The 13,094-nt window shown below is 71.9% G+C and carries 13 protein-coding genes; 5 read left to right on the forward strand and 8 right to left on the reverse strand.

The window, feature by feature from the left end; all coding sequences use genetic code 11:
* Nucleotides 1-4: 4 nt before the first annotated feature.
* From C8E83_RS00225 to C8E83_RS00235, 3 genes are read right to left on the reverse strand one after another with little or no spacing between them, the layout of a single operon-like run.
* The gene (locus tag C8E83_RS00225; protein ID WP_121367885.1) at nt 5-1,294 is read right to left on the reverse strand and encodes a M1 family metallopeptidase; all 1,290 of its coding nucleotides are present in this window, start codon (nt 1,292-1,294) and stop codon (nt 5-7) included.
* Nucleotides 1,294-5,280, reverse strand: a complete 3,987-nt coding sequence (locus C8E83_RS00230; protein ID WP_121367886.1) for a Pls/PosA family non-ribosomal peptide synthetase — start codon at nt 5,278-5,280, stop codon at nt 1,294-1,296. Before C8E83_RS00230 ends, C8E83_RS00225 begins: the two co-directional genes overlap by 1 nt.
* Entirely contained in the window at nt 5,277-5,984 is a 708-nt protein-coding gene (locus tag C8E83_RS00235; RefSeq protein WP_121367887.1) for a 4'-phosphopantetheinyl transferase family protein, read from the reverse strand. The genes C8E83_RS00230 and C8E83_RS00235 overlap by 4 nt, the downstream gene beginning before the upstream one ends.
* Nucleotides 5,985-6,098: 114 nt before the next feature.
* Here C8E83_RS00235 and C8E83_RS00240 point away from each other — a divergent pair, with 114 nt between their 5' ends.
* The gene (locus C8E83_RS00240) at nt 6,099-6,671 is read left to right on the forward strand and encodes a DUF6518 family protein (RefSeq protein WP_147430034.1); all 573 of its coding nucleotides are present in this window, start codon (nt 6,099-6,101) and stop codon (nt 6,669-6,671) included.
* A 37-nt stretch (nt 6,672-6,708) separates the two neighbouring features.
* Nucleotides 6,709-7,707 carry a magnesium/cobalt transporter CorA gene (gene corA, locus C8E83_RS00245; protein ID WP_121367889.1) on the forward strand — a complete coding sequence of 333 codons (999 nt, stop codon included), beginning with the start codon at nt 6,709-6,711 and terminating at the stop codon, nt 7,705-7,707.
* 69 nt (nt 7,708-7,776) lie between these two features.
* Here the strand turns inward: corA and C8E83_RS00250 are convergent, their stop codons facing one another.
* Nucleotides 7,777-8,718 carry a ferritin-like domain-containing protein gene (locus tag C8E83_RS00250; protein WP_121367890.1) on the reverse strand — a complete coding sequence of 314 codons (942 nt, stop codon included), beginning with the start codon at nt 8,716-8,718 and terminating at the stop codon, nt 7,777-7,779.
* Nucleotides 8,719-8,936: 218 nt separating this feature from the next.
* Here C8E83_RS00250 and C8E83_RS00255 point away from each other — a divergent pair, with 218 nt between their 5' ends.
* Nucleotides 8,937-9,290 carry a hypothetical protein gene (locus C8E83_RS00255; RefSeq protein ID WP_147430035.1) on the forward strand — a complete coding sequence of 118 codons (354 nt, stop codon included), beginning with the start codon at nt 8,937-8,939 and terminating at the stop codon, nt 9,288-9,290.
* A gap of 48 nt (nt 9,291-9,338) precedes the next feature.
* Here C8E83_RS00255 and C8E83_RS00260 read toward each other — a convergent pair whose 3' ends face one another.
* Together C8E83_RS00260 and C8E83_RS00265 are read right to left on the reverse strand one after the other, a co-directional pair.
* Nucleotides 9,339-9,962: an HD domain-containing protein gene (locus C8E83_RS00260; protein ID WP_211331636.1), complete on the reverse strand. Its 624-nt coding sequence runs from the start codon at nt 9,960-9,962 to the stop codon at nt 9,339-9,341.
* Between the two features lie 85 nt (nt 9,963-10,047).
* Nucleotides 10,048-10,497, reverse strand: coding sequence for a MarR family winged helix-turn-helix transcriptional regulator (locus C8E83_RS00265; RefSeq protein ID WP_121367892.1), 450 nt, complete (start codon nt 10,495-10,497; stop codon nt 10,048-10,050).
* Nucleotides 10,498-10,574: 77 nt separating this feature from the next.
* Here C8E83_RS00265 and C8E83_RS00270 point away from each other — a divergent pair, with 77 nt between their 5' ends.
* Nucleotides 10,575-11,531: a quinone oxidoreductase family protein gene (locus C8E83_RS00270; protein ID WP_121367893.1), complete on the forward strand. Its 957-nt coding sequence runs from the start codon at nt 10,575-10,577 to the stop codon at nt 11,529-11,531.
* Between the two features lie 16 nt (nt 11,532-11,547).
* The gene (locus C8E83_RS00275) at nt 11,548-11,910 is read left to right on the forward strand and encodes a hypothetical protein (protein ID WP_121367894.1); all 363 of its coding nucleotides are present in this window, start codon (nt 11,548-11,550) and stop codon (nt 11,908-11,910) included.
* A gap of 19 nt (nt 11,911-11,929) precedes the next feature.
* On the opposite strand, the gene C8E83_RS00280 is transcribed toward C8E83_RS00275, so the two are convergent.
* Nucleotides 11,930-12,220, reverse strand: a complete 291-nt coding sequence (locus C8E83_RS00280) for a hypothetical protein (RefSeq protein WP_121367895.1) — start codon at nt 12,218-12,220, stop codon at nt 11,930-11,932.
* A gap of 165 nt (nt 12,221-12,385) precedes the next feature.
* The gene (locus tag C8E83_RS00285; protein ID WP_121367896.1) at nt 12,386-13,078 is read right to left on the reverse strand and encodes an SDR family NAD(P)-dependent oxidoreductase; all 693 of its coding nucleotides are present in this window, start codon (nt 13,076-13,078) and stop codon (nt 12,386-12,388) included.
* Nucleotides 13,079-13,094 lie beyond the last annotated feature (16 nt).

Genomic DNA, 13,094 nt, shown 5'->3' on the forward strand with positions numbered 1-13,094 from the left:
AGGCTCAGAGCGCGGGCAGCGGCCTCCGCGTCAGCCAGTCGTCGAACAGGGCGGGGAGCTCGCGGATTCCGGAGACCTCGACGCACAGTCCGACGAAGTCCTCCGTCGTCACCACGCCGTGGCGATGCCTGGCCGTCCACTCGCGGAGAACGCGGAAGAAGGCGTCGTCGCCGATCCGCGCTCGCAGAGCCGCGAGCGTCAACGCCCCGCGCTTGTAGACGCGGTCGTCGAACATCGCGCGCGCCCCGGGGTCGCCGACGATGATGTCCTGCGGCAGACCCTTGAGGCGCGCGTGCGTCTCGGCGGCGAGACGTGCGGCCGAGGTGCGGCCGGAGGCCTCCGACCAGACCCACTCGGAGTAGCAGGCGAAGCCCTCGTTGAGCCAGATCTCGCTCCAGGAGGCGACGCCGACGCTGTTGCCGAACCACTGGTGCGCCAGCTCGTGGGCGACGAGCCGCTCGGCGGCGTCGTGGCCGTCGGCGTGGTTCGCGCCGAAGATCGCCATGCCCTGGGCCTCGAGCGGGATCTCGAGGTCGTCCTCGGTCACGACCACCGAGTACGACGGGAACGGGTAGGGCCCGTAGGCGTCCTCGAAGCAGGCCATCATCTCGCCGACGCGGCCGAAGTCGTGGGCGATGCGCGACCGCAGGGCGGGCGGCCCGGCGAGCACGCCGGGGACCTCGGCGAAGGTCGCGGGGACGAGCTCGTAGCGGCCGATCTGGACGGTCGCGAGGTAGGTCGACGTCGGCTCCTGCTGCTCGTAGACCCACGTGGTGCGGCCGGAGCGCGTGCGCCTCGAGGCGAGCGTGCCGTTGCAGACCACGGCGTACGACTGCTCGGTCGAGATCGCGATGCGGTACGACGCCTTGTCGGCGGGGTCGTCGTTGCAGGGGAACCAGGTGGGGGCGCCGGACGGCTGCGAGGCGACGATGACGCCGTCGGTGAGCTCTTCCCAACCGAGAGCACCCCAGGTCGACGAGCGCGGGGCGGGGGAGCCGCCGTACTCGATCGTGGCGACGAACTCCTCGCCGGCCTCGATCGCGCTCGCCGGCGTCACGACGAGCTTCGCCGCGGACTGCGTGAACCGTGCGGCCTTCGTGCCGTCGACGCGCACCTTCGAGGCGCGCAGGCGGACCAGGTCGAGGCTGAATCGCTGCAGGTCGGCGAGTGCGCGCAGGCGGATCGTGGCGGTGCCGTCGAGCCGGTTCGTCGCCACGCGGTACGTGAGGTCGAGGTCGTACGCGAGCGCCGTGTAGCCGTCGTTGCCGGAGTCGGGGAGGTAGGCGACCGCCATCAGGAGCTGGCCACCGAGTGGTAGTCAGCGAACCGCACCTCGCGCCACGGCCCGATCGGGTTGCCCGACCAGCGGCTGCCCACGGGGACGCCCTCACCGCGCATGACGAGCGAGGCGGGGCCGACGGTGGCGTGGGCGCCGATCTCGGCGGCGGGCAGCACGACGCTGTGGGGACCGAGGGTGGCGCCCGCGTCGAGGGTGACGGTGTCCATGCTCATGATTCGATCATGAAACAGGTGCGTCTGCACGACGCAGCCCCGGTTGACGGCCGAACCATCCCCGAGACGCACCAGGTCGGCCTCGGGCAGCCAGTAGCTGTCGGTCCAGACGCCCTTGCCGATCGAGGCGCCGAGCGAGCGGAGCCACCACACGAGCGCGGGGGTGCCGGCCGCGGGCTGCGCGAACCACGGGGCGGCGCACAGCTCGACGAAGACGTCGGCGACCTCGCTGCGCCAGACGAAGCTCGACCACAGCGGCTTCTCGGAGACCTTGATCCGGCCGATGAGGGCCCACTTCGCCGCGGTCGCGACGAGAGCGGCCACGGCGCCGACGGCGAGCATGACGGCTCCGGAGACGAGGATCGTCCAGCCTGCGCCGATCTGGCCGACGAGCCAGAACAGGGCGAAGAAGAGCGTGAGCCCGATCAGGCAGGTGACGAACACCGGCACGATGCGGCCGAGCTCCCAGAGGATCCTGGCGAGACGGATCGCCGTGGGCGGGTGGAACGTGCGCGCGTCGTCGGTGACGGCGACGGTGCGCCGCAGCCGCACGGCGGGCGAGCCGAGCCACGACGACCCCGCCTTCGACTTCTTCGGCGCGGCGCTCAGCACGGCGACGAGGCCGTCGCGCGGAACCTTGTGCCCCGGCCCGGTCATGCCCGAGTTGCCGAGGAACGCGCGCTCGCCGATCTCCGCCTCGGCCACGCGCAGCCAGCCGCCGCCGAGCTCGTACGAGGCGACCATGGTGTCGTCCGCCAGGAACGCCCCGTCGCGGATCGTCGTCATGGCAGGCAGCAGGAGCACGGTCGACGCCTCGACGTCACGCCCCACCCGAGCTCCCAGCATGCGCAGCCACACGGCCGTGAACAGTCCCGAGTACAGCGGGAACAGGAAGGTCCGCGCGAGGTCGAGAAGCCGCTCGGTGCTCCACACCTGCCAGCCCACCCGGGATCGCACGGCGAACGTCCCCTCGCGCACGCCGATGCCGAGCAGGCGCACGAAGAGCACGACGAGCACCGCAGCGGTGAAGCCGGCGAGCAGCGTCGCGGGCACGAGCCACGCGAGCGCCCGCAGGTACGCCTCGCCGAGCGTCGCCGAGCCCTGCACGCCGAGGGCGATGACGGCGGCGCCGCCGGCCAGCGACGCCACGGGCAGCAGGGAGAGCAGGATCGACGACACCCCGTACAGCGCCAGCCACCCGCGATGCGATCCTGGCCGGTCGGACGGCCACCACGCGCGGTTCTTGCCGACCCGGGCGGCGGGCGAGCCTGCCCACTCCTGGCCGGAGGGGACGCGGCCGAAGACGGCCGAGCCGGGTGCGACCGAGGCGTTCTTCCCGATCCTGGTGCCGGGCAGGAGCGTGGAGCGCATGCCGACTGTCGAGCCCGCGCCGATCCGGACGGCGCCGATTCGCACGGTGTCGCCGTCGATCCAGTAGCCCGACAGGTCGACTTCGGGCTCGATCGAGGCGCCGCGCCCGATGCGCAGCATGCCTGTGACCGGCGGGATCGCGTGCAGGTCGACGTCGGCCGCGATGCGGGCTCCGAGGGCGCGGGCGTAGTAGCTGATCCACGGCGCTCCCGCGAGGCCGACGGCGCCGATCTGGTGGGCGACCTGCTCGGCGAGCCACAGGCGCAGGTGCACGCCGCCGCCGCGCGGGTAGTCGCCGGCCTTCACGCCGCCGACGAGCGCGCGGGCGAAGAGCACCGAGATGGCCATGCGCCCGAACGGGGTGACGAAGACGATCAGCAGGATCGCGAGGAGCCACGGGTTCGCCGCCGGGAGAGCATCGAACGCGCGGCTGTGCGATCCTGCGCTCCAGTGCAGCACCGACGAGGCCGTGAGCGCGTAGGTGACCCAGCGCACCCCGCTCAGGATGTGGAGGGGCAGGCCGAGGAGGGTCTGCAGCCACTGCATCCGCACCGGCGTCGGCGTCGAGCGGTGGTAGTCGTCGTTCGGCACGGCCTGCGTACCGACACGGGCGGCGAGGGCGTCCGACATGGCGCCGAGCCGCGGGTGGGAGTAGATCTCGGCGACGGTGAACTCGGGGTCGCGCGCGCGGATCCGGGCGACGAGCTGGGCGGCCGCGAGCGAGCCCCCGCCGAGGTCGAAGAAGTTCGCGTCGGCGTCGTCGACGGGCAGGCCCAGCACGGCCTGCCAGTCGGCGGCGAGGATCAGCTCGTCCGGGCTCATGCCGGTGTCGTCGGGCCCGACGGAGGTGGGCGGCAGCGGCCACGGCAGCGCGTCGCGGTCGATCTTGCCGCTCGTCTTCGTCGGCAGGTCGCCCTCGACGAGGGCGAGCAGGGGCACGAGGGCCGCGGGGAGCTCCTCGCGGAGGCGGGTGAGAGCGGCGTTGCGGTCGAAGGCACTCGGATCCTGCACCGCGAGGTAGCCCACGATGACCTGGTTGCCGGCGTCGGTCTTCCGCACGGCGGCCGCGGCCCCGCCGACCCCGTCGAGGGCGAGCAGCGCCGCCTCGATCTCGCCGAGCTCGATGCGCCGGCCGCCGACCTTCACCTGGTCGTCGGCGCGGCCCTGGAAGACGAGGCCGTCGCGCTCGAAACGCACCAGGTCGCCGGATCGGTAGGCGCGCTGCCACCCCAGCTGCTCGTGCGGCGCGTACTTCTCGGCGTCCTTCGCCGGGTCGAGGTAGCGCGCGAGACCCACGCCGCCGATGATGAGCTCGCCGACCTCGCCCTCCCCGACGGGCTCGCCGGTGGTGACGTCGACGACGGCGGCGTCCCAGCCGTCGAGCGGGAGCCCGATGCGGACCAGCTCGCCGGCCTGCACGAGCGAACCGGTGGTGACGACGGTCGCCTCGGTGGGGCCGTACGTGTTCCAGACCTCGCGGCCCTCGCCGGTGACCCGGTCGACCGTCTCGGGAGGCAGCGCCTCGCCGCCGAAGATGAGCAGGCGGACGCTCTCGAGCGCCTCGATCGGCCAGAGCCCCACGAGGGTCGGCACGGTCGAGACGACGGTGATGTCGTGCAGGACGAGCCAGGGGCCGAGGTCGGCTCCGGTGCGGACGAGGCTTCGGGGCGCAGGCACGAGGCAGGCTCCTGAGCGCCAGGCCAGCCACATCTCCTCGCAGGAGGCGTCGAAGGCCACGCTGAGCCCCGCGAGCACGCGATCGCCCGGGCCGAGCGGATCGATGCCGGGGGAGCGGAGGAAGAGGCGCGACTCGGCGTCGGCGAACGCGGCGGCCGAGCGGTGGCTCGCGGCGACGCCCTTCGGGGTGCCGGTCGAGCCCGAGGTGAAGATGATCCAGGCGTCGTCGTCCGGGAGGGGCGCAGTGGGCGTCGCCGCCGCGGCTCCGGTGGCCCGGCTCGGGTGGGGTGCGACGGGCTGGAAGATGCCGGTCTCGGCTCCTGCCGCATCGCGGTAGAGCCCCCTGGCGCCGATGATGCCGACGACGTTCGCCTCGCCGAAGACGAGGTCGGCGCGCTCCTGCGGGTCGTCCGCGTCGACCGGGACGTACGCGGCTCCCGCGGTCAGCACGGCCAGGATCGCGATGTACAGCCACCGGTCGCCCGACGGCATCCGCACGCCGACCTTGTCGCCCCGTCGCACGCCGGCCGCCGTGAGCGAGGCCGCCGCCGCACGCACGCGCACGGCGAGCTCGCGGTAGCTGAGGGCGCCGTCCTCGTCCTCGAGCGCCGACGCCTCCGGGTATGCCTCCACGGTCGAGCGCAGCACGTCGACGAGGGTGCGCGTCTCGGGAGCACGCTCGGAGCCGAGCAGAAGGCCGGGGGTGTGCACGTCGGTCATGAAGCGCCTTCCGGTCGGGATGAGAGCGCCCGTACCTTACCGGTCGCCGGTGGCGCGCCGGTGAACCACGATGCCGGGGCCGTCACGGCGACCGCCCCCACGAGGCGACCTGCCAGGGCGACGGGCAGGTCGAGGTCGCGCAGGATCCCGGCCCGCACGGCCTCGGCGACACTCACCTCCGCCATCGGCCGGGTCAGACCCTCGCCGGTGGCCTTGAGCAGGGCCTCTTTGCGCACCCACGTGGCGAGGAGGTCGTCTCCGCTCTCGCCGGGCGCCAGGACCCCGTCGCGGAGCGGGGCGAGTGCCGCCGGCTCCTGCGCCCCGCGCTCTTCGATGTCGACGCCGCACGGCACAGGGCCCAGCGCGATGGCCGCGAAGGCTCCGCTGCGACTGAGGCTGAACTCGACGCCGTCGGCCTGCGGCTTGCCGTGGGGGCCGCCGCAGGCGAGGCAGGCAGCGCGCAGGATCCGCACGTCGCCCGGCGCCACGCCCACGGCGTCGCCCAGCAGCCGCCGCAGCACGCGGTGCGCCTCGATGTAGCGGCGGCGGTCGACGGGGCTGCGCAGACGGCCTGCGCGCTCGCGTTCGGCGGCGTCGAGAGTGCTCGCCGCGGCGCTCGCGGCGGCGTAAGTGTCGGTTCCTACGGAATCGGGTGCGAGCGCGTCGAGGTCGACGACGTGCACCGTGATGTCCGCGAGCCCCATGCGCTCGACGCTATCGCCGATTCCGGATCTGCCGACGCAACCCCACCGCGGGATGACGCGGTCCACTCTCGAGGACGACGCGTCCGGGCCCCAGCTCACCGTAGAGTGGCCTGCGTGAACAGAAGTGAGATATTCCAGGGGAACGACTCTCGTGCGGGCGCGATCGGCCGCGGCGCCGTCGCAGTCCTCATGGCGGTCGGCGGCGGCCTCGTGATCGGCGGCCTGTCGAGCCCGGGCCAGCAGTACCTTCCCGAGTCGGTCGGCTCGATCGCCAACTCGGTGGGCGGCTGGAGCATGTTCACGTTCCTGCTGGTCTGGCTGTCGCGGGCCCGCCCCGTCCTGGGTGCGATCCTCGGCGTGGCCGCCTTCGAGGCGATGCTCGAGGGCTACGCGATCGTCAGCGAGTGGCGCGGGTTCTACTACTCGGCGCCGTTCTCGAGCATGTGGGTGATCCCGGGAATCCTGGCGGGACTCGTCCTCGGCTTCGGGGCGGCGACCGTCCGCCACACCCGGCGACCGCTGGGCCGCTGGCTCTCGGTCGTGCCGCTCAGCCTCGTGCTCGTCGTCGAGGGCGCCTACGGCCTGCTCGTCATCTCCGACACCACCAGCCCGGTCTACTGGACGATCGAGGTCGTCGCCGGCGCTGTGTTCCTGGCGCTCGCCGTGTGGCGACGACGGCGCGCCTGACCACTTCCGTTCACCTCCGGGCGGCACGATGTGCCGCATGCCTCTCATCGACAACGGCGTGTATGTCGCCGGCCGGCGAATCGAGGACCCCCGCAGCCTCGACGCCACCTACGCGCTCATGCGGGAGCACGACGGCATGGGCTGGATCGGCCTCTATCGCCCGAGCCCCGACGAGGTGCGCAGCGTCGCGCGCGAGTTCGATCTGCACCCCCTCGCCGTCGAGGACGCCCTGCTCGGCCATCAGCGCTCGAAGCTCGAGCGCTACGACGAGATCCTCTTCGCCGTCCTGCGACCCGCCCGGTACGTCGACAGCGAGGAGACCGTGGAGTTCGGCGAGCTCCACATCTTCCTCGGGCCGGAGTTCGTGGTGACGATCCGCCATGCGGAGTCGCCCGACCTCATGCAGGTGCGCAAGCGCATGGAGGCGAACCCGACGCTCCTGGCGCAGGGGCCCGAGGCGGTGCTGTACGCGATCCTCGACCAGGTCGTCGACGAGTACGAGCCCGTCATCGCCGGCCTCGAGAACGACATCGACGAGATCGAGAACGACCTCTTCACGGTCGAGTCGATCGGGCTCTCGGAGCGCATCTACAACCTCTCGCGCGAGGTCATCAACTTCCAGCGCGCGGTCGTGCCGCTCGTGAAGATGCTCGACAACCTCCAGCGCGGAAGCGACAAGTACGGCGTCGACGTCGAGCTGCAGCGCGGTCTCCGCGACGTCCAGGACCACACCCTGCTCATCGCCGAGCGGGTCGCGTCGTTCCGGCAGATCCTCGACAACGCACTCACCGTGCACGCGACGATCGTCACGCGCCGGCAGACCGACCAGAGCATCCAGCAGAACGAGGAGGTGAAGAAGATCTCGTCCTGGGCCGCGATCCTCTTCACCCCGACGCTCATCGCCTCGATCTACGGCATGAACTTCGTGCACATGCCCGAACTGGAGTGGGCGTTCGGGTACCCGTTCGCGCTCGGGCTCATGCTCGCCCTAGGGATCGTGCTGTACGCGGTCTTCAAGAAGCGGAAGTGGCTGTGATCGCACGGCGACAGTGGTGCCCCCGACCGGCCGGGACGGCCGGGAGCACCACGCTTCGAGCGGGAGCCGCTAGGCGGTCGGGCTCGACGGCGACCCGGACGTGTTGATCGTGCCGTTCACGCCGTTCGGGTAGAAGCCGCCCTTCGTGGCCGCGTTCGGCGTGAGGTAGACGATGTTCAGCACGCGCGGCGCCGTCCGGCCGAAGGCGACGCTGTTCGCGTCGGTCGGCACGAGGTTCGTCGTCGGCCCGTCGGCGACGCCCTGGTCGTCGTCGGTCGGCCCGTCCAGGCTGTCGCGGGCGCTCGAAATCGCGTCGGCCTGGTGATACAGGTCCTCCGCAACGATCCGGTCGCGGATGATGCCCGCGTGGTACGCCTCCACCGCCAGGATTCCGGCGGCCGCCCCGAGGTACGTCTTGTTCGTGATGAGCGGCGCGGCGCCCTTGTAGGCGGTCACCCCGACGTCCTCGAACAGGAACGCCCCCAGCAGGAAGTTGTCGTCGCTCGCGAACGGGTCGAATGTCTGCCCAGCCTTGATGAGCCCGGCGGCGGTGGCGGCCGCGTTGAAGCTCGACTGCAGGTCGATCGACGGCCGCGCCACCTTCGCCGAGCCCAGCGCGGAGCGCAGGAACGCCACGTGAGCCTTCTCGTCATTGGCGATCTCGGTCGCGATCCGCTGGATCGTGAGCGACTTGAACGGCACGGCGTGACCGCCGACCACACCGCCGAGCTTTCCCGAGCCGTCCGTCATGTTCGACGCGAGGCCGGTGCCCGTGACGGCGTGCAGGTAGAACTCCGCCTCCAGGTATTCGAGGTTGAGCGCGAAGTTGAGGATCGCGCCGTCGGTGATCGCCCCCGTCGAGCTGTCGGCGTGGGCGGGAGCCGCGGCGGCGAGGGTGGCGACGCCGACCCCTGCTCCGGCGATGCCCGCGGCGGTGAGGAACCGCCTCCGGTCGAGCGGGTTCTCGGCGCTCCTGCCGATGGCATTGCTGATGAAACGCTTGTCGAACATCGTTGTCCCTTTCTGGGCGCAGTGCGGAGCATGCCACGGTGGGTGTGACCGGTCGCCCCCAGATAGCGATCGTCCGTGCGACGGGGTGCATGGACCCCGTCTGGGGGACAAGCTAGACCCCTTTTCGACCCACCGATACCCCCTGTCCGGCGAACGTCCGGGGTCGGCCGTGGCGCGGCGGGCACCGCGCGGTGCTGAGACGAGAGCATGATGTTCCTGTGCTTCACGACTTGATGACCCCAGAGAAGAACGTCCAGCGGATCATGTGGACCGGCACCGCCTGGTTCATCGGCGCGGCGGCGACGACTGCCGTCTTCCTCGCGGTGATGCTGTCGTCGGGCTGGCGTCCCGGAATCCTGCCGCCCTTCCTCGGCTTCGTGTGGTGGTTCGGCTCGGTGCTGACGGCGCTCGCCATCGGGCTCATCGGCTGGTCGGGCTGCCCGATCCTCGAGGTGAACGTGCCCATCGCCGACCGCAACAAGACCCGCACCATGCAGGTCGGCACGCTCTTCTACATCGTCGGCGGCGTCCTCTGCGTCTTCGCCGTCATGCAGGGCCCGGTCGCGCACTAGACGCCGCAGCGCAAGGCACAGGCCAAGGCCCAGGGCGCAGGAGCAGCGTTACGCGCCCTCGGGCCGCACGCCCGCCGCGCTCGCCCAGTACGCCGCCCCCGCCGCCGGCCCGCCCGCGTCGTGGAGTCGGCGGGCCTGGGACGCCGGCTTCCGCCGGGCCTGCGCCGCGATGAGCCCGGTGAAGCGGTCGCCGAAGTCGAGCCGCGGCGCTCGCCGGAGGACGTCGGCGACCAGCGTGGGGGCCCAGCCGTCGGCTCCTGCGCCCCGCACGTCGAACGACGTCGCGACCTCGAGCAGGTGACCTTCGGGGTCGTCGGCCGGGTCGACGGACGGCAGCATGTGCCGCTGGATCACCTCGCGCACGCGCTCGCGCCGGTCGGCGGGCCAGCCGGCCCCGGCGGCGAAGACCCAGCCGACGGCGCCGCCGGCGTCCTCGAACGGCTGGTCGTGCGAGTCGAAGAGCGGCACGACGCCGAGGTCGTGCAGCATCGAGCTCACGAACAGGAGCTCGGCGTCGTAGTCCAGCCCGAGGGCGTCGGCCCGCGCGACGCCCCAGGCGTACGACCGCAGGCAGTGGTTCACGAGGCCCGGGTCGGCCATCGCCCGCACGGTCTCGAGCGCGAGGGCGGCGGTGGGGGTGGGCGGGGCCAGGAGGGCGTCGGCGGTGCTCATGCGCCCACGGTACGGACGAGGCCGGGTGCGGGGCGAGTGGCTGTCTGCCGTGGTGCGTCGAGATCCTGCCAGTGTCGCCTCGGCGTCAGCGACGCCGGGGCACGCCTCGCGTGACTCGCACGAGTGCCGCGTGGTCGACCTCGCTCGACCCCGAGAGGAGGTCGCCGACGCCTGCCTCGTACGCCGCCTCGAGTGTCGCGCCGACGCGTCGGCCTTCGTCGGTGAGGGCGACGGTCGTGCTGCGGGCGTCGTGGAGCGAGGGGGCGCGCCGCACGAGGCCGCGCTTCTCGGCGCGGTCGACGAGGCCGGTGACGCTCGATCGGTCGAGGCCGAGCCGGTCGGCGAGGTCGGCCATGGTCGGCTCGCGGTCGCGCAGGATCCCCAGCACGCGCAGCTGCGTCACGGAGAGGTTCTCGGTCGCCGAGACGCGAGTCAGCACCTCGAGCACGGCGAACGAGAGCTGCGCGGCCGCGTCGACCACGCTGAGCTCCTGCGGCTCGTCGGGTCGCGTGCGCCCGGGTTCGACCTGTGTCATTCCTCCACCCTACTTGACATGGTTGGTGTCGCCAACTATATAGTTGGTGACACAAACTACTTGTCGAAGGGAACACCATGAAGGCAGCACTCGTCACCTCGTTCGCCGAGCCGCCCCGCTATGCCGACGTGCCCGAGCCGGTTCCGGTCGCAGGAGCCGGCGACGTGCTCGTCGAGGTCCTCGCCTCGGGCCTCCACCCGCGCATCCGCTCCCAGGCCGACGGCTCGCACTACACCTCCGGCGACGCTCTGCCGCTCGTCCCCGGACTCGACGGCGTCGGGCGCACGCCCGACGGCCGCCTCGCGTACTTCGTGCTGGGCGACACCCCGCTCGGGGCGATGGCCGAGAAGACTCTGGTCGACCCGCGGCGCATGATCCCGCTGCCCGACGACGCCGACCCGGTGCTCATCGCCGCCGCCATGAACCCGGCCATGTCGTCGTGGGTGGCTTTCCGCCGCAGAGTGACGTTCGAGCCGGGCATGTCGGTGCTGATCCTGGGCGCGACCGGATCGGCCGGGCAGCTCGCCGTGCAGATCGCCCGGCACCTCGGCGCCCGCGACATCGTGGCCGCCGGCCGCGGGCAGGAGAGGCTCGACGCCCTCCGGCCACTCGGCGCGACCGCCACGATCGACCTCGCCGCCGCCCCCGACGCCGTCGCCGCCGAGATCTCGGCGAAGGCCGCCGAGGTCGACGTGGTGATCGACTACCTCTGGGGCGAGCCGGCGCAGAACGCGATCATGCCGCTGCTGCTCGGGCGGGCCGACCGGAGCCGGCTGGTCGAGTGGGTGCAGATCGGATCGGTCGCAGGAGCCGACATCGCGCTTGGGTCGGCAGCCCTCCGCCAGGCGAACATCCGGTTCCTCGGCTCGGGGCAGGGCTCCAACTCGGCCGCCGGCATCGTGGCGGAGCTGCCCTCCCTCGTCGCCGAGCTCGTCGCCGGCACGTTCACCATCGACGCGGACGGCGTGCCTCTCGCCGAGGTCACGCGGGTGTGGCAGGAGCCGGCGACGCGGCGCGTGGTGCTCCTCCCGTAGCGCCTAGGCTGTCGGGGTGCTGACACGCCGAGACGCCGCCCTCCGGCTCGACATCCCTCTCGAGATGGCCGCCCGCCACGGGATCCCCGGCCGGCTCACCGAGGCCGAGCTCGAGGCGATCGAGCAGGATCCGCCCGCGTGGCTGGTGCAATCACGGGCGAACCGCACCTCGTCGAAGAAGGTCTGGGTGTCCCTGTCGTGCGTGGTCTGCGGCTTCAGCGAGACCGCGAGGCCGAAGAAGTGGTGGCCCGAGTGGACCTGGCTGGTCTGCGACTACCACGACCCCGCGCAGGCACCGGATCCCGAGGACGGGTTCGCGCGGCGCGAGGTCGAGGGGATCGGCAGCCGGCTCGTCGCGCTGGTCGACGAGCGGCCGTAGCCGACCGGAAGCCGGGGCGTCAGCCCTTCTTGTCGGCCTTCTCCGCCTTCTCGGCGGCCTTGCGGGCCTGGATGGCGTCGCGCTCGTGGGCGAGCGACTCCATCGTGGCCGGGTCGAGGAAGTCGATGAACGGGTTCGTCTGACCCGTGCGAGCCTCGACGATGTTCGCGTAGGCGGCGGCGGCCTGGCGGAGATCCGCTGCGGCGCGCCCGGCCTTCTTGAGCGGCACGGGCTTCAGCCCGACGATCTGAGCGTGCTTCTCGAGCGCCTTCGTCAGATCGTGCAGGGCGGTATCGATTTTCTTCGTCACAGGGGTCATTGTGCCGTAGCAAGGTAAACACGCAAGCCGGGCGCCCTGCGCCCGGCGCTCCCTTGGGCTCGGCGGCGCCGCCCCGCCAGCGGAGATGCGGCTTCGCCGTATCTCATCCGCTTGGGGCGACACCGCCGGGCCGGCTCGCTTCGCTCGCGATGACCGTCAGAAGGGAGCGACGCCGTTCCGGTCGACGAACTTTCCTGATTCGCCGTCAACACCCGCAGTCGCCAACCCCACGATCGCATCCGTCCCCTCGGTCACGGTCTGGTGCCCCGAGTTGCCGTTGAGGTCGGTCGCCGTGTATCCCGGGTCGGCGGCGTTGATGCGCAGCCACGGGAGCGCCTTGGCGTACTGCACCGTCATCATGGTGAGCGCCGACTTCGACGAGCAGTAGGTCGGTGCGATCACCGTCGACTCCACGCGGGAGGTGTCGTGCACCTCGGCGAACGATCCGAGGCCGCTGGTGACGTTCACCACGGTCGGGGCCGCCGACTCCTGCAGCGTGGGCAGGAAGGCGCGGATCATGCGCGCGGCGCCGAACACGTTCACCGCGTACACCTCCTCGAAGTCCGCCGCCTCGAGGTCGGCGGCGTCGCGGTGCGGTCCGGTGATGCCGGCGTTGTTCACGAGCACGTCGAGGCCGCCCGCGGCGGTGACGGTCGTGACGGCCGCGTCCACCGACTCCTGCGACGTGACGTCGAGCTGCACGAACGAGGCGCCGAGCTCGTCGGCGGCCTTCTGGCCGCGCTCGGCGTCGCGGGCGCCGATCCACACGGTGTGCCCGGCCTCGATCAGGCGGCGGGCGGTTTCGTAGCCGAGGCCCTTGTTGGCCCCGGTGATGAGTGTCGTTGTCATGGGTCAAGACTGCGCG

The organism is Frondihabitans australicus (genome assembly GCF_003634555.1).
Taxonomy (GTDB): Bacteria; Actinomycetota; Actinomycetes; order Actinomycetales; family Microbacteriaceae; genus Frondihabitans; species Frondihabitans australicus.